Source organism: Pseudomonas lini, from assembly GCF_030812475.1.
GTDB classification, from domain to species: Bacteria; Pseudomonadota; Gammaproteobacteria; order Pseudomonadales; family Pseudomonadaceae; genus Aquipseudomonas; species Aquipseudomonas lini_A.
The window spans coordinates 309,444-325,866 of record NZ_JAUSSR010000009.1 but is presented as its reverse complement, the minus strand read 5'-3'; the positions used below and the strand labels follow the sequence as shown (position 1 = coordinate 325,866).

The 16,423-nt window shown below is 58.3% G+C and carries 12 protein-coding genes, 1 tRNA gene and 1 pseudogene; 7 read left to right on the top strand and 7 right to left on the bottom strand.

The window, feature by feature from the left end:
• Position 1 precedes the first annotated feature (1 nt).
• The 3 genes from J2W17_RS19310 to J2W17_RS19300 all read right to left on the bottom strand — a co-directional run bounded on the left by J2W17_RS19310 (position 2) and on the right by J2W17_RS19300 (position 4,763).
• Positions 2-808: an FAD binding domain-containing protein gene (locus J2W17_RS19310; RefSeq protein ID WP_307337639.1), complete on the bottom strand. Its 807-nt coding sequence runs from the start codon at positions 806-808 to the stop codon at positions 2-4.
• On the bottom strand, positions 805-3,804 hold the full coding sequence (locus tag J2W17_RS19305; RefSeq protein WP_307337636.1) for a xanthine dehydrogenase family protein molybdopterin-binding subunit: 3,000 nt from the start codon (positions 3,802-3,804) through the stop codon (positions 805-807). The genes J2W17_RS19310 and J2W17_RS19305 overlap by 4 nt, the downstream gene beginning before the upstream one ends.
• A 269-nt stretch (positions 3,805-4,073) precedes the next feature.
• Positions 4,074-4,763, bottom strand: a complete 690-nt coding sequence (locus tag J2W17_RS19300) for an SGNH/GDSL hydrolase family protein (protein ID WP_307337632.1) — start codon at positions 4,761-4,763, stop codon at positions 4,074-4,076.
• A 486-nt stretch (positions 4,764-5,249) separates the two neighbouring features.
• On the opposite strand from J2W17_RS19300, the gene J2W17_RS19295 reads away from it, so the two are divergent.
• Complete coding sequence (locus tag J2W17_RS19295) at positions 5,250-5,633, top strand: DUF6124 family protein (RefSeq protein ID WP_307337629.1); 384 nt, start codon at positions 5,250-5,252, stop codon at positions 5,631-5,633.
• A 97-nt stretch (positions 5,634-5,730) separates the two neighbouring features.
• Here J2W17_RS19295 and J2W17_RS19290 read toward each other — a convergent pair.
• The 3 genes from J2W17_RS19290 to J2W17_RS19280 all read right to left on the bottom strand — a co-directional run bounded on the left by J2W17_RS19290 (position 5,731) and on the right by J2W17_RS19280 (position 8,946).
• Positions 5,731-5,805: transfer RNA gene (locus tag J2W17_RS19290), tRNA-Gln, on the bottom strand.
• A gap of 533 nt (positions 5,806-6,338) precedes the next feature.
• The gene (locus tag J2W17_RS19285) at positions 6,339-7,247 is read right to left on the bottom strand and encodes a carbohydrate kinase family protein (protein WP_307337694.1); all 909 of its coding nucleotides are present in this window, start codon (positions 7,245-7,247) and stop codon (positions 6,339-6,341) included.
• Between the two features lie 133 nt (positions 7,248-7,380).
• Complete coding sequence (locus tag J2W17_RS19280) at positions 7,381-8,946, bottom strand: carbohydrate porin (protein ID WP_307337625.1); 1,566 nt, start codon at positions 8,944-8,946, stop codon at positions 7,381-7,383.
• A gap of 167 nt (positions 8,947-9,113) precedes the next feature.
• Between J2W17_RS19280 and J2W17_RS19275 the strand changes: the two genes are divergently transcribed.
• The 6 genes from J2W17_RS19275 (at position 9,114) to J2W17_RS19250 (ending at position 15,948) form a co-directional block, all read left to right on the top strand.
• On the top strand, positions 9,114-10,388 hold the full coding sequence (locus tag J2W17_RS19275) for an ABC transporter substrate-binding protein (RefSeq protein ID WP_307337691.1): 1,275 nt from the start codon (positions 9,114-9,116) through the stop codon (positions 10,386-10,388).
• Positions 10,389-10,409: 21 nt separating this feature from the next.
• On the top strand, positions 10,410-11,369 hold the full coding sequence (locus J2W17_RS19270; RefSeq protein WP_307337623.1) for a carbohydrate ABC transporter permease: 960 nt from the start codon (positions 10,410-10,412) through the stop codon (positions 11,367-11,369).
• The gene (locus J2W17_RS19265; protein WP_307337621.1) at positions 11,366-12,208 is read left to right on the top strand and encodes a carbohydrate ABC transporter permease; all 843 of its coding nucleotides are present in this window, start codon (positions 11,366-11,368) and stop codon (positions 12,206-12,208) included. Before J2W17_RS19270 ends, J2W17_RS19265 begins: the two co-directional genes overlap by 4 nt.
• Positions 12,209-12,235: 27 nt before the next feature.
• On the top strand, positions 12,236-13,381 hold the full coding sequence (locus J2W17_RS19260; RefSeq protein ID WP_307337618.1) for an ABC transporter ATP-binding protein: 1,146 nt from the start codon (positions 12,236-12,238) through the stop codon (positions 13,379-13,381).
• The gene (locus J2W17_RS19255) at positions 13,378-14,880 is read left to right on the top strand and encodes a glycoside hydrolase family 32 protein (RefSeq protein WP_307337615.1); all 1,503 of its coding nucleotides are present in this window, start codon (positions 13,378-13,380) and stop codon (positions 14,878-14,880) included. The genes J2W17_RS19260 and J2W17_RS19255 overlap by 4 nt, the downstream gene beginning before the upstream one ends.
• 75 nt (positions 14,881-14,955) lie before the next feature.
• The gene (locus tag J2W17_RS19250) at positions 14,956-15,948 is read left to right on the top strand and encodes a LacI family DNA-binding transcriptional regulator (protein WP_307337612.1); all 993 of its coding nucleotides are present in this window, start codon (positions 14,956-14,958) and stop codon (positions 15,946-15,948) included.
• Positions 15,949-16,038: 90 nt separating this feature from the next.
• Here the strand turns inward: J2W17_RS19250 and J2W17_RS19245 are convergent.
• Positions 16,039-16,352: pseudogene (locus J2W17_RS19245) on the bottom strand (transposase); the annotation flags it as partial.
• Between the last annotated feature and the right edge of the window lie 71 nt (positions 16,353-16,423).

The window sequence follows — 16,423 nt, the reverse complement described above, 5'->3', positions numbered from 1 at the left end:
TTCAGACTCCTTCGATCAGCTGATGACCCAGCTCGCGAATCAGTTGGCGGCGATAGGCGGCGCTGGCCTGCACGTCGTCCTGTGCATCGAGCGACCAGGCGGTTTGATTGAGCGCGTCTGGCAATGCCGCACCCCGTGGCAGGCTGCGACGTTGCGGACGGTCGGCGACCCCGCCGATGCCGAGTTCGACCTGGTCCACGCCGATGGCCGCGGCCAGGGAGACAATGGCAAAGTCGCCGTGACGCATGGCGATTTCGCGGAAGCGATAGGTGATGCCTTCGCGCTTGAGCGGAAAACGCACCTCGACGACCAGTTCATCCCCACGCTTGTCGGTGGTGAGAATGCCTTGGAAGAAGTCGCCAGCCTTGACGATGCGCTGGCCTTTTTTCGACTCGAGAACGATCTCGCCGCCCAGCGTCACCAGGCACAGCGGCAACTCGGCGCTGGGGTCGGCGTGAGCCACCGAACCGCAGACTGTGCCGCGATTACGCGTCTGGAAGTGGCCGATCCAGGGCATCGCCAGTGCCAATAAAGGCACCTCGTCCATCAGGGTCGAACGCGCCAGCAACTGCGCCTGTCGCACCCCGGCACCTACAGCCAGGCAATCCTTGCGCAGTTCGATATAGGCCAGGTCAGCCACATGATTGATATCGATCAGCAACTTGGGTTGAGCCAGGCGCATGTTCAGCACCGCCATCAGCGATTGGCCACCGGCGATGATGCGAGCCTCTTGGCCGTACTCGGCGAGCAACTCAACCACCTGACGACGGGTGTCAGCCCGAACGTAATCGAAAGCAGCCGGTTTCATTGCGCACCTCCCTTGCCAAACAGCGCGCCAAGCGAGGCCCGCAGTCGCGCCCACCAGCCGGTGGAGATGGCTTGGCCGCTGACCCGTTGCGACAGGCGAGTAAAAATTTGTCCGATGATCACTTTCGAGGCCCCTTGCAACATTCGGCCGCCGACCGCGGCGACTTTGCCGCTGACCGCCACCTGGTATTGGTATTCCAGCCGTGTGTGGCCATTTTCCAGTTCGACGAAACGCACCTTGGCCTGGCCTTGGGCCGAGCCCATCGAGCTGCTGCCGGAGCCGGACAGACGCAATGAATGCGGCGGGTCCAGATCACTCAGGGCAACCTTGGCTTCGAAGCGCGCGCGGATCATGCCGACGCCGACGGTGACGTCTGCGCGGTATCGGTTCTCGCCTTCAAGCACCAGGTCGTGGCAACCGGGAATGATCGCCGCCAGTGTCTGCGGGTCGAGCAAGGTATCGAAGACCTGTTGCGGCGAAGCAGGAATCACCACCGAGTCGTTGGCCCGCAGTGCCGGTCCACCGGCAGGTGCTGCATCCAGATTGTCATCAGCCTCCATACCGGCGGGCCGTGGCGGCTCGTCGATCCCGATCAGCGTGCGTACTTTCGATGGCGTCAGTGGCAGACGGATGTCGGAGCGACCAAGGGCGTCGGCCACCGCGTTGGCGATGCACACCGGCGTGCTCATATTGTTGCCCTCGCCCACACCCTTGGCGCCCAGCGGGGTGAATGGCGATGGCGTTTCCATGTGCAGGATCACCGGTTCGATCACTTCCGGTGCGGTCGGCACCAGATAGTCGGCGAAGGTTCCGGAGAGGAAGCTGCCGTCCTCGCCATAGGCGAACTCTTCCATCAGTGCCGCGCCGAGGCCCTGGGTGAAGCCACCACGAATCTGGCCGTCGACCAGCGCCGGGTTGAGCAAGCGGCCGGCGTCATGGCAGGTGACGTAGCGATCGATGTGGATCTCGCCGGTCATGCGGTCGATTTCCAGACCACAGATGTCGAAGACAAAGCCGTAGCACAGCGAACTATTGACCTGATCCTGGTCGTCCGGTGCCACCAATTGTGGCGGGCTCCAGAAGGCGGTTTCGCGCAGACCGCCGTTTTCACCTTCCGGCAACAGGCCCGGCGACCAGTGGGTCGCACCGGCAATCCGATGGAATGGCGCCACCGCCCCGCCATTGACCACAAAAATCTTGCCGCCCGCGAAACGAATATCTTCGGGACTGGCCTGCAATTGCTCGGCAGCAATCGCGGCGAGACGATCGCGGATCTTTAACGCCGCCTTGTAGACGGCACCGGCCACAGCGCCGGCGAAGCGGCTGGAGTAGTTGCCCGAGGCAATCGACCAGGCGTCCTTCTGGGTATCCAGTTCGACGTTGACCACGATGGCTTCCAGCGCAACCCCAAGCACTTCGGCGACGACCTGGGCGACGGCGGTTTGATGGCCCTGCCCTTGCGGTGCCGAGGACACGTGCACACTGACGTCACCCAGCGGGCCGACGTTGATGGTTGCGGTGGCGACAGCGCCGTTTTTCGGACCGGCCTTGCGCCGCTCTTCGGGGGTCATCGCGGTGGTGATGTAACCCATGTTGGAAATCGATGGTTCGATGACTGCGGCGTAGCCAATGCCATAGATCCGGCCTTCGGCACGCGCCTGATCACGACGTTTGAGCAACTCGTCGAGGCCACCGTCAGCCACCGCCAAGGCAATACCGGCCTGATAGTTGCCGGAGTCGAGCAACGCACCGGCGGCCGCGCGATAAGGGAAGGCATCGGCCGGCACCAGGTTGCGGCGGATCACGTCCAACGGATCAAGCTTCAACTGCACGGCGATGTGTTGCAGCAGCCGCTCCAGGGCGAAATACACCTGCGGGCCACCGAAACCACGGTTCAGGCCGGAGGGGGTTTTGTTGGTCAGCACCACTCGGTTGCGCACTTGCAAATTGCGGATCGCGTAGGCACCCGTCAGATTGCCGTGCATGCGGTAGAAAGTCGCCGGTTCCGGCGCTCTCAGATAGGCACCGCAATCGTCGATCTGGTCATAACGCAACGCGGTGATGCGGCCATCCGCTTCTACCGCCGCTTCAATTTCGGTCACCCGATTGGTCGCCGAAGAAGCCCCCTGAAGATGTTCCAGACGGTCCTCGACCCACTTCACCGGTGCGCCGACCTTGCGTGACGCCAGCCCCATCATCACCACGTAAGGGAACACCCCTTGCTTGATGCCGAAGCTGCCGCCGGAATCTTTCGGCGTGCGCAAACGCAAGCGGTTGCCGGGCACATTCAGTGCACGGGCCATGACCGTGTGCAACGCATAGGGGCCCTGGAAATTGGCCAGCACGTCATAAATGCCGGTGGCGCGCTCGTACTGAGCCAGCACCACATAACATTCGATGGGTGTGCAGGAACTGCGCGGAAACTGCACTTTGAGCGAGACCTTGTGCGGCGCCTGCTCGAACGCCTGCTCCGGCTCGCCATAACGAAAGCGCCGTTCGTTGACCACGTTGCTGCCAACGGCGTCGTGCAGTATCGGCGCCTGTTCGGCGGTGGCCAGTTCGGGATCGATGATCGGGGCCAGCGGCTCGTATTCAACGCGCACACCTTCGATGGCGTCCTCGGCCAGATAGCGGCTTTCGGCGATCACCACGGCCACCGGCTCTCCGACGTAGCGCACCTTGTCGACGGCGACGCACCAGTGCTCCATTGGCTGGCGCACACCCACCGGAAACGGCAGCGCCCAGCGCTTGACGTCTTCGCCGACCAGCACGCCGTGCACGCCTTTCATCAGCAGCGCCTTGGAAAAGTCCACCGAGGTGATCCGCGCATGAGCGTGGGGTGAACGGATGATCGCCGCATGCAGCGTACCCGGAGGGATTGCAGCGTCATCGGCATAGCAGCCGAGGCCGCGCAACAATGCGGCGTCCTCGACACGGGCCTGACGGGCGCCGATGTGGCCGGTCTGGCTTTCGGTAGCAGGTTGGAAACTGGTCATTTTTTTCGCGGCTCTTGTTGTTTTGCAGCGCGATAGCGTTAGAGCCGAGTGTGTGAGAAAGGCGCAGGGAGCGCCTTGCCTGGGAAGATGGAGTTCTGCGCTGGGGTCTGAGAATTTGCCTTAGCGTCTGATTTTCAGGACTGGGACCGGACAGAATTGCCGGTCAGGGATGGGATGCGGTGCTATGGCGATACGGGTCACACTGCTGCTTTTCTCCAGGCCTCCAGGCGAAAAAAACCCGCCGAAGCGGGTTTTCATCTACGTACAGGTCAATCTGGCGCGGCACCACTCAAATTCTCAATCAGTGACGGGGTCACCACTGCGCGATATCCATCAGCATTTGGGTGCAATCCATCCGGTACGTACTGCTTGAACAGGTCAGGATCTGATTTCAAGACCGCCTCCCACCCTGGATAATTGTCGATCAGACGAAGTCCCCTGGCTTTTGCGACATCCCGGTACATCTGGAAGTAATCCCTTAACTGCGGTCTCTGCACCGCAGAGGCTCCAATCACGGGATTCATCACCATTAAAATGATCTCCGTCGATGACTTGGCAGCCTTGATCCGGTCAATCATCAGCTCGAGGTTTTTCCGTGCTTGTTCGACTGTGGTCTTGTTGGGAAGGAAAGCGTCGTTGACCGCGAATTCGATAAACACCGTATCCGGGCTTTTAGAGATAACCCGACTGTCGAGATTTTCAACTCCCCATCCCGACCACATCGAGCCCTTGCCACTGTTTATAACCGTGGCACGTCCGGAGTAACGCTGCTGCAGGTCATCCCCAAGCTGCTGTACCCAGGCGCCAGAGGCGGTCAAGCTCGTACCATAAGCGACGACGGTCTGCGCCTTGCCAGCATCAAGGTTTGAATAGAGAGCGCTTGGCTGACCAGCAAAGCTGGCCGCGCTTAACGACAGTAACATTCCGGCAAACAGAGCCTTGGCCCACAAATAATTCATTCGACTGTCCCGATCATTTCACAGGTGGGAAGGATGAACCTGTGAGCTTGAGGCGTCCAACAGATTCAGGCGGAGGGCATTGGTTAGCACCCCAGATGTCAGGATAGTTGTCGTGTACGCTCGCAAATTAAACACCCGCGCACGGCGCGTGTTTAAGCGTCCTACTGCTGACCTCCTGAAAGCTACAAGACCTTGCGTCGTTGCCTACAGGTACGCCAGAATCCGCCGGCTTGTGCGCCCCCGAGCCGCTCGGTAACTTGATTCCCGTCACTGCTCATCAGTGATCGGGTTTAGTCGCCCGCGTTAACTCAGTTGTGCGTGCATCTGTCATGCAGGTCTTTCATTGCCTGTACTTGATGGTAGCTGTACGTAGGGCGCCCTCGGGCGCGCCGGATTTCTGAGTTTCCCGGTCGACTAACCTGCGTCCAGCTGCCTCCCTTTTGTTTAGTCGCTAAAGGGTTGGCACTCAATCAGGAAACTCAGCATATGAAGAAACCTTCCCCCAATCCGCCCGACGCCGATCCAGCGTACCTGCACGGATCCGATACAAACACATCCAACGAGGCTGCCGAGCAGGCTGTCTATTTTCACGTTCCGTCGATTGCCGATATCAAAGCCATCCCGCGTACCCCCAGCACCCTGTTTACCGTAGACCCAGAGGCTACGACCGAAACCCTCGTGGTTTATCTGGTCGAAACGCTGGCCTCGGTCGATGTGATGGTTCATCACCTGGTGGATCATCTGGACGGTGGGTCTCGTCACGCCTTGTTGGGCATTTCCAACAGCATCATGCTGGCAGAAATCACGGCGAACCGGGTGTTGGATCAGATCGAGCCGCTCAAACAGGAGCGCTCACCCCTATCGAACTGATCAAGGCAACGGTAGACAGTATGGCGGCGACCGTGGTGCATCCGGGCATGCTTTCGAGCATGCCGGCTGAGTTATACCTGAATGGGTATAAGGGAAATGGCAGGGGCGGCTGGATTCGAACCAACGCATGGCAGGATCAAAACCTGCTGCCTTACCGCTTGGCGACGCCCCTGTATCAGTCGCTACGAGTGCCCGGCACTCTCTTCCTGATGTTGCAGCTTGCGAGCAACATCGAGATGCTGCGTCCTTACGCTATAGGCCCTGTGAGGGCCTCTGTAAGAGGAACTGAAATTTATCAATTTTCGCTCCGACTGGGAAGACCAAAAACAAAAAATTTGCTTTAAAACAGTCAGTTACTGTTAATCCAGGTTAGATCCAATTCTCTCCATGGCTTGTGAGTTTTCTAGCAGCGAGAAAAAGGGGACGAATTTATTTTCAGCAGTAATTTTCGAAAGGAAAGCAGCAAAAATAAATCCGTCACCTTTTCTCGTCACCTTTTCTCACACAGCAGGCACATGCCCCAAGGCATCGCAGCCGTGCGAGTTCAACGTCCCGGATGATCCAGGAATCTCCAACACGACGCGTAAACAGGTAGGCGAGGTGAAAACGATAAAAATGCTCTCAGTCATTTTGTCGCTGGCGACAATCCCCCTCCTCACGCAAGTGCTCAACGAACTCTCCATCTTGCAGCGCCGGCAATCACGGTCAGGTACGTATCAGTAGCTTCAGTAAACCTTCTACATCAGCTAGCGCAGGAGCATAGGCTCCGGCATGGCAGCACGATATGGATGCGCAAGCTGCTGAAAATCGCAGGCGTTCTCTCAAGTCTGCGATCCCCAGCAACTCCGCAGCCAGCCAACCAGCCATACAAGCGTCTCCTGCTCCAACCGTGTCTTCCACTTTCACGGCAATAGCCGGCTGCTCGAGTTGGCTGTCCGGGGTGTGGAGAATCATCCCGTGTTCCCCTCGAGTAAAAAGGATCTGTGCCTGAGAATTAAGAGCGCGAAGCTCATCCATTGCCTGGTGTTCGGTCAACCCTGGATAAATGTGCCGAAGGTCTTCGTCGGAAAGCTTAATCATGTCAGCTAGGGTGGTCATCGCAGGGAAGATCTGCTCCCGATAATGGCTATCCATTAAATTGCGCCAGTTCGGATCATAGCTAATCCGTTTACCGGCTCCTTTGGCCTCATGAGCAATTTTAACCAGCCTGTCTGCAAGTGGTTGTCGAGCCAAACTGATGCAGCTGAAATGACACAGCTCTGCTTGGTTGATCCATCCCTCGGGCATCTGATCTGGATCAAAAAAAAGATCGGCATCTCCAGCAAAAAAGTATCTTGGAGGACGGCTTGATGGAACGATGGCGACCAAAGGATCTCGATCTACCCGTTGGATAAAGTTCATATCCAGCCCTGCGGCTTTCGACTGCGAGACTATCTCGTCGCCCATTGAATCCGTGCTCACCGCCCCAGCAAAAGCGCTGCTGACACCCAAGCGACTTAGCGCTCGTGCAACGTTCCAGGGAGCACCACCCGGGTATCCCTTCCACTGCCCGGGAGCCCCTTGGACAAGGTCGGTCAGGGCTTCGCCAAATACTACTGCGCGAGGCAATACCATCGTCATTTCCTCAATTTTTTGTCGTAGGGATAACTGCACGCTGATCAACTTTGACCGGTAAACAATTACTCAATACGCTTGGTGAAAAGCAGGGATCGATGAGTGAAGGCGTGTTGGCCGACGCGTTCAAATACTAAAACCAGGTTTCCATTTGTATACCGTATTGCCATACACCTCCGGCGTTGAAGTCCGTCTTGCCGAAGGCGTCTGAGGTACTGTATCTGTCCAGATCCGAAGACCAGTTCATCAAGCTTGCGAACACACGCAGTTCGGGACGAGTGAGCAGGTCTCCAACGTCAGGTTTGAATGTCGGGGCGATCGTGAATTTCCAGTAGTTACCGTCGACCGCATTACGTTGTAGATAGCCCTTGGGGTCGAGGTTCATGGTTTGCCAGCTCACTTCGTAGGCCATCTCGAAATTGCTGGTGATTGCATTGGCCAAACGCATGTTCAGCGTCATCCAGCGGTAATTGTCACCCTTGACGTATCTATCCTTGCTTTGTTCGGCCAGCAAGCTGGGGCCGATGCGCCAACCAGGCGCGATGGGTGTCTCGCCGTAAAGTGCCAGGCGCAGAGCGCGTGCATCGTCAATCAGTTCACCATCCGAGCCGACGTTCTTGACCTCAGCCCCCAGGCCTTGCCCATAGAGCAGCGCTGTTTTGAAGAAGCCTTCCCTGCCGAAAAAGTTTTTCTGGTGATTGGCCAGCATGCTGTGCAAGCCGGAATCCGCAGGCGTCAGACCCGCTTCATTGCTGCGCGTGCCAATGTCGTTTTTCTTTGCGCCAATGGCATTGATCATCCACTGCCACTGACCACTGTCGAAGAACTGGTTAGAGGTCAGGATGTAGCTTTCCACATCGGCGTTGATACCGCCTTCACTGAAATCCCCGTAGTTCCGCCCGATCAAGGAGTAATTCGAGCGCCAATTCTTGTTCATCTGCATATCGTAGATTCCCCCCCCGGTGCCAGCCAGATAGACGACGTCCGAGTCCAGCCAGTGGATGTCGAAATTATCTCTGTCGAATCGCTTGCCTGCCCAGAGGGTGGCGTTCTCAAACACTGAATTGCCCTTGAAGGCGGCGAGATGATCGAGTTCGGTAAATACCTGACGCACGTTCAGGTTACTTTCGTCGGCCGTCCAGTCATTGGAGCTTTCCACTCCATCGGCGATGGACACCGTGAATTTGGAACGAGTGCCGTTCTGCGCATGGATTTCTTTGGACAGGTCTATGCGCATGTAGGTGTCGTCTTCGTTTCCGAGTCGCCCGACGGCCCCCCCGACTGAACCGGCAGGGGTTGTATACGGGCCGCCACGACCGCCACCCAGTCCATCGTTAATCAGCAATCCGGAGCGGGCGTAGCCCTTGAAGCTGAAGCCGTCAGTGAGGTGTTCGGTACTGCCCTGTTTTTCCATGCTTTGCTGACGGGCTTCGAGTTTTGCCAGCCGGGTGTCCAAAGTGGGCGCTGCAATGGCTGTCGCAGTGGACGCAACAGGCTGCGCGGCGGGAGTGACGAGTTTGATCTGCTGCAATTCCCTGGCGAGTGCTTGGGTTTGCTGTTCAGCTGCGGCTGCGCGCTTTTCCGCTGCGCTGGCACGGGCTTCAAACGCGGCCATGCGTTCTTCCAGAGTCGCGGCTTGAGAGGTCGCCGCCGTGGTGCCGAGCACGCCTGCGAGTAGCCAGCTTGATGCTTTCTGCATGTGGATTTCCTGTTTTGTTTTTATTTTTCAGTTCCCGCGACCGGCCTTTATTCGTGAGTTGGAAATTGTGGTAATCGACGAAAAAAAGGATGCCTGATCGCAAATACGCTGCTACATTTGACGATGTTAACGTTAACTTTTCTAAAAACAAAAATAAAGGGTGCTCGATGAAACATCTGAAATCTCTCCTTCCAGCAGCACTACTCACCCTCTGTGCCGGACTTCCGTCCGTCTCGAGCGCAGCCGATTTGACGATCTCGTGCGGTGCGGTGGGTGCAGAGTTACAACTGTGCAAGGAGGCTGTCGAGGCGTGGTCGAAACAGACCGGCAACAACGTCGAAGTGGTTTCCACGCCCAACTCGGCGACCGAGAGGTTGTCGTTTTACCAACAGATCCTCAGTGCGCAGTCCAGCGATATCGACATCATTCAAATTGATATGGTGTGGCCGGGGATGCTGGCCAAACATCTGATGGATCTGCGCGAGGTGCTGCCCGCCAACGCGACCCAAGGCTACTTCCAGGCACAGGTGGATAACGCCACGGTGAATGGACGGCTGGTGACGATGCCGTGGTTCACCGACTCGGGCCTGCTGTATTACCGCAAGGACCTGCTCGAGAAGTACACCAAGCAGGTTCCCCAGACCTGGGAGGAAATGACGGCTACCGCCAGGGATGTGCAACAGGCAGAGCGCACGGCCGGGAACCCCAATGCATGGGGTTACATCTTTCAGGGACGCGCTTACGAGGGGCTGACGTGTAATGCGCTGGAGTGGATCAGCAGCCAACCGGAAGGCGGACTGGTCAATCCACGAGGCGACATCGTGGTCAACAGTCAGGCCTCGAGAACTGCTTTGGCCCTGGCGAAAAGCTGGGTAGGAGACATCTCCCCGCGTGGCGTACTCAACTACACCGAGGAAGAAGGACGTGGCGTATTCCAGTCGGGAAATGCGTTGTTCATGCGTAACTGGCCTTATGTCTGGGCCCTGGTACAAAGCCAGGACAGTGCCGTAAAAGATAAGGTTGGCGTCGCTCCCCTGCCCCGCGGCGGCAAAACCGGCACCCATGCCTCCACCCTCGGTGGCTGGGGTCTGGCGGTATCGCGTTACAGCGCCCATCCAAAACTTGCCGCAGACCTGGTGAGCTACCTGACCAGTGCCCAACAGCAAAAACATCGTGCTCTGACTGCCGCCTATAACCCGGTGATCGAGTCGCTGTATCAAGATCCCGAACTGCTCGCGGCAATGCCTTATTACAGTCAGCTGCACAGCATTCTCAACGATGGGGTCATGCGCCCCGCCTCAATAACCGCCGATCGCTATCCAAGGGTCTCCAATGCGTTCTTCGATCGAGTGCATGGCGTGCTGGCGGGCGAGTTGCCTGTCGATCAGGCACTGGCCGAACTGGAAAGCGAGCTCACGCGCATCAAACGCCGGAACTGGTAAGCCACAAGGAAGGAAATCACCATGTCTGTCTCTACTACCCATGCCCCTTGTGACGAGCTGCTCACCAGGGAAACACCTGTGCAGCGTCGTCGAGTACGCGCCGCCTGGCTGTTTTTGACACCGATGTTGCTGTGTCTGGCCCTGGTGGCGGCCTGGCCGCTACTGCGCACATTCTGGTTCAGCCTGACCGACGCCAACCTGGCGGACACCGGTGGCGGAACCTTCATAGGCTTGAGTAATTATCTGTTCCACAACGGTTCCAGCTGGTCGGGCATCCTGGTCGATCCACAATGGTGGAACGCTGTGCGCAACACGTTGCATTTCACCGTGGTATCGGTGGGACTGGAAGTCGTACTGGGACTGCTGGTGGCGTTGCTGTTGAACATCAAGTTCACCGGCCGTTCCCTGGTGCGTGCGTTGATTCTGATTCCCTGGGCGATTCCTACCATCGTCTCGGCGAAGATCTGGTCATGGATGCTTAACGACCAGTTCGGCATCATCAATCACCTGATGCTGAGCGTCGGCCTGATTGATGCCCCCCTGGCCTGGACGGCAGATGCGGATCTGTCGATGTGGGCGGTGATCATCGTCGACGTCTGGAAGACCGTACCTTTTGTCACGCTACTGATGCTGGCTGCCTTGCAGATGTTGCCGAGCGATTGTTACGAAGCCGCCAGGGTTGATGGCATTCATCCGCTGAGAGTGTTCTGGCGTGTCACGCTTCCACTGCTGATGCCTGCATTGTTGGTGGCGGCGATCTTCCGCATCCTCGATTCCCTGCGGGTATTCGACGTCATCTATGTCCTGACCTCGAACTCTTCGAGCACCATGAGTATGTCGGTCTATGCCCGCCAGCACCTGGTGGAGTTCCAGGACGTTGGTTACGGCAGTGCGGCCTCGACGTTGTTGTTTTTAGTGGTTGCGGTAATCGCCATGCTTTATCTCTACCTCGGACGCCGTCAACTGGAGGTCCGGTCATGAACCTGCGCCTACTGAAAAAAGCGCTGTTGCGCCTCGGATTCTGGTGTCTGATCGGGGTGTTGCTGCTGTATGCGGTTTTCCCCTTCTACTACGCCATCGTGACTTCGCTGAAGCCGTCCAGCGCCTTGTTCGAGGTGAGCTACTGGATCGCCAACCCCGACTTCTCCAATTACGCGGCGGTACTCCACCAAGCCTCATTCCTGCGGGCTATCGGTAACTCGCTGGTGGTTGCGCTTTGCGTGGTGTCGCTGGCGCTGTTCCTCAGTGTGACCGCCGCCTATGCCTTGGGCAGGGTGAAGTTTCGTGGACGTGGCACGGTGTTGATGATGGTTCTTGGCGTGTCGATGTTTCCCCAGGTCGCGGTGCTGTCAGGGCTGTTCGAAGTGATCCGCGCCCTGGGTCTGTACAACACGTCTTTGGCGTTGATCCTGAGCTACACGATTTTCACCCTGCCCTTCACCGTCTGGGTGCTGACTACGTTCATGGGGCAACTGCCCCATGAACTGGAAGAAGCGGCAATCATGGATGGCGCTTCGCCTTGGGTCACGCTGACCCGGGTGCTATTGCCGCTGCTCTGGCCCGCACTGGTCACCACTGGCTTGTTGGCCTTCATCGCCGCGTGGAACGAGTTCCTGTTTGCCCTGACCTTCACCCTCACCGACACGCAACGCACGGTGCCGGTCGCCATCGCCTTGATTTCCGGCGGCAGTCCCCATGAGCTGCCTTGGGGGCTGTTGATGGCCGCCTCGGTGGTGGTCACCGTCCCACTGGTGATTCTGGTGTTGATATTCCAGCGCCGAATCGTTTCCGGTCTCACTGCCGGCGCGTTAAAGGGTTGATGCCCGACAACTACAAGGAACAGCATCGTGATCAAGTTGAAGCTAGACAACGTGAACAAACAATTGGGCGGCGCGCGGATTCTTCGCGACGTCAGCCTGCAGATCGCTGCGGGTGAATTCGTGGTGTTCGTTGGCCCTTCGGGCTGCGGAAAGTCGACTCTGCTGCGACTGATCGCCGGACTGGATTCGATCTGCGGCGGCGACCTGCTGATCGACGGACGTCGGGTCAACGACCTGGAGCCACGCGAGCGTGGCGTCGGCATGGTGTTTCAGTCTTATGCGCTGTACCCGCACATGAGCGTCTACGACAACATCAGCTTTGGTCTCAAATTGACCAAGACTGAAAAGAGCAGCCTGCGCGAGCGCGTGCTGAAAACTGCGCAGATCCTGCAGTTGGACAAACTGCTGCAACGCAAGCCAAAGGAACTGTCCGGTGGGCAGCGTCAGCGTGTGGCAATGGGCAGAGCCATGGCGCGGGAACCGGACATTTTGTTGTTCGATGAGCCGCTTTCCAACCTGGACGCGTCCTTGCGGGTGCAGATGCGCAACGAAATCGCCCGGCTGCATGCTCGACTGGGCTCGACCATGATTTATGTCACCCACGATCAGGTTGAAGCGATGACCCTGGCCGACAAAATTGTCGTGCTCAATGGCGGTCGCGTAGAACAGGTCGGCTCACCGCGCGAACTCTATGAACGCCCGGCGAGCTGCTTTGTCGCCGGTTTTCTCGGTTCGCCCAGGATGAATTTTCTGCCGGCACGCCTGCAAGCCCCAGGCGAAACCAGCCGGGTCGAGACCCTCGTATGGGGTATCACTACCCTGCCCTTCGACAGCTCGAACCTGGCAGCGGACACGCAGTTGAGCCTGGGGATTCGCCCGGAGCACGTGTCGCTCAAGGCGGCAGAGGGAACCGCCGGCGTCGCCGTGACCGGGGTCGAATACCTGGGCAGCGAAACCTACGTGCACCTCGAGACAGGTCAGGACGAGCCACTGATCTGTCGTTGTGAGGTCAGCGCCGGATGGCAGGTGGGTGATCGGGTTGAGCTACAGCTGGACATCGACAACCTGCATCTGTTCGACGCCGACGGCATGGCCTTGAAGCGCCACCCACAAACCATTGAAACCCTGCCGGATGGCGTCTCTCTGCGCTCGGCACGAGCAAGCGCCCTATGACTGTGTATGTGAATCCTATGAACGACCCAATGTCTTGCGCCCTTGACCTTGCGCAGCATGCGCTGAGTGACGGCCTGTCTCGCGTCATCGATGATTATCGGCCTGGTTATCATCTTGCCCCTCCAGCGGGCTGGATGAACGACCCTAACGGGGTGGTGTACTTTCGCGGCGAATACCACGTGTTCTACCAACACCACCCCTTCGAAGCGAAATGGGGCCCGATGTATTGGGGGCACGCCAAGAGTGCCGATCTGGTTCATTGGCAGCACCTGCCCATTGCGCTGGCACCCGGCGATGACTTCGACCGTGACGGTTGTTTTTCCGGTAGCGCGGTAGTGTGTGGGGATACCTTGGCACTGATCTACACCGGGCACACCTGGCTCGGGGACGTGGGTGACGAGCGCTCGATCCGACAAGTCCAGTGCCTGGCCACCAGCACCGACGGCATCCGGTTCGTCAAGCATGGCGCCGTCATCGAGACCGCGCCGCAAGACACGATCATGCACTTTCGCGACCCCAAGGTATGGCAAGTGGATGACTGCTGGTACCTGATTGCCGGCGCACGCCTGGGCGATGTGCCGCTGCTCCCGCTGTACCGTTCCACGGATCTGCACGCCTGGGAGTTCCTCGACTATGTGGCCAGCGGCAGCGAGGGCGACGGCTATATGTGGGAGTGCCCGGATCTGTTCCGCCTGAACGGACGTGATGTAATGCTGTACTCCCCCCAGGGCATGCAACCCGAGGGTTACGAACGGCTCAACAAGTACCAGACCGGTTATCGAGTGGGCCGACTCGACAGCGAATGGCACTTCACCGGCGGGCCTTTTATCGAACTGGATAACGGCCACGATTTCTACGCCGCGCAAACGCTACTGGCCGCCGATGGCCGGCGCCTTGTGTGGGCGTGGCTCGACATGTGGGAAAGCCCGATGCCGAGCCAGGCCCATCACTGGTGCGGCATGCTCGGTTTGCCGCGCGAACTTGAACTGTGCGCCGATCGCCTTTGCGTGTATCCGGCACGGGAGCTTACCGCCCTGCGCAAGGCGCCCTTGCCGAGCACGCCTTGGTGGGAAGAGTCGGGAACCCGGTGGGTGCCGGAAGTGAATGGCGACATGCTCGAAATTCATGTGCACCTGGATTTGCGCGGCTGCACCGACGGCCACCTCGGAATCGCCTTGCGCTGCAGCGACGATGGCCAGGAAGAAACCCTGCTCTACTACGATGCGTCGCTGCAACGCCTGGTGCTTGACCGCAGCCGCTCGGGTGCGCAAGTCACCGGTCAGCGCAGCGTGTCGATCGATCCGACACAGGAGCAGCTGGAACTGCGCGTGTTTCTCGATCGCTCGTCCATCGAGGTGTTCGACGAAAACGGACACTTCAGCCTCAGCAGTCGCCTCTATCCGCGGCCTGACAGTCTGGGCGTGAAGCTGTTTGCCAACGGGAGTGGCGGGCGAGTCTCCATTCCCAAGGCATGGCCTCTGGCCTCGGGATGGCTATGAGCTGCGTCATTCGAGTCGCGAGAAGTCCGGGCCCTGTGTCATGATTCTGCGTCAACCTGACCGGGCTCGCCTCGCATGACTTCAGTGAAAGACGTTGCACAGCTGGCCGGCGTGTCCCTGATGACGGTTTCTCGAGCGCTCAACAATCCGGAAAAACTGAGCCCCGAAACCCTTCAGCGGGTACGTCGCGCCATTGATGAACTGCAATTCGTACCGAGCCTGTCGGCGCGCAAGATGCGCGGCGACAACCTCCAGTCGCGAACCATCGGTGTGTTCGCGCTGGACACCGCGACCACACCGTTCGCGGTCGAGCTGCTGCTGTCCATCGAACAGACCGCGCAGCAAGCCGGCTGGAATGTATTTATCCTCAACCTGTTGAGCAACCCGCCCACCGACCAGAACATCGATCTGATGTTGTCGCACCGTCCCGACGGGCTGATCTTCAGCGCCATGGGGTTGCGCCACGTGAGCATTCCCGAGCGTTTGAAGAGCAAACCCTTGGTACTCGCCAATTGCCTGGCAGATGACAGTGACCTGGTCAGTTATGTGCCGGACGACGAAACGGGGCAGTATCGAGCGGTACATCATGCGTTGAGCCAGGGCTATCGGCGCCCTCTGTTTATCAATCTGCCAAAACAGAGTCTGGCCTGGGGCTTGCGACAAAAAGGCCTGCAGCGTGCCTGTCAGGCATTTGGCCTGGCGCCAGACGCGCTCCTGCAATACGACCTTTCCGATCATGACGCCTATGGTGAAACCGCAGCCATCCTCGACCGCCACATCATTGACGGTCGTCCCCAATTCGACCTGCTGATCTGTGGTAACGACCGCATTGCCTTTTGCGCCTATCAGCTGTTGTTGGGCCGTGGCCTGAAAATTCCCGACGATGTCGCCGTGCTCGGCTACGACAACATGATCGGTATTGCTGAGCTGTTCATCCCGCCGTTGACCACGGTGCAACTGCCGTACTACGAGATCGGTCGCAAGGCTGCCCGGCACCTGATCGAGACCCTCGAGGAATCGGGAGCCAAACCAGTTGACTGTCCATTGGTGGTCAGGGCATCACTATAGGAATTAGGTGATAGCACACCCGCTTGCTTTCGATTTGCCATTAGCCTGTCACGCACCAGAAATGTTCCGCCGACACCAGGACTCAGGCAATTTACTGCCATCGATGGTGACCAGATTTTCTCCAAAATAACCCTAACTGCTGACCCGGCACAACAACCTGGCGACAGACGCCTCGGATGGCCTTACTGTTGCCTTTTCGGAAGTTGGCGATGGACTTGAAATCCGGCATCAAACGCCCGATACACCACATCAATTCGTCGTTGCGCTACGCTTCTCGCTCCATCCGACGGCTCGACTGGATGCCTTTCAGATAGCTGTAGATTAATCCTCAACAAGACCGATGAGTGGTAAGCCGGCCGGTCAGTATCAACTGGGACGGCATTTTCAAAACCGAGATTGACCAAGCCCGCAGGACCAAAGATTTCAGGAGGGGCGTTTTATCTAATTATAAGGGTCAAGGCGAATCACTCGCCCT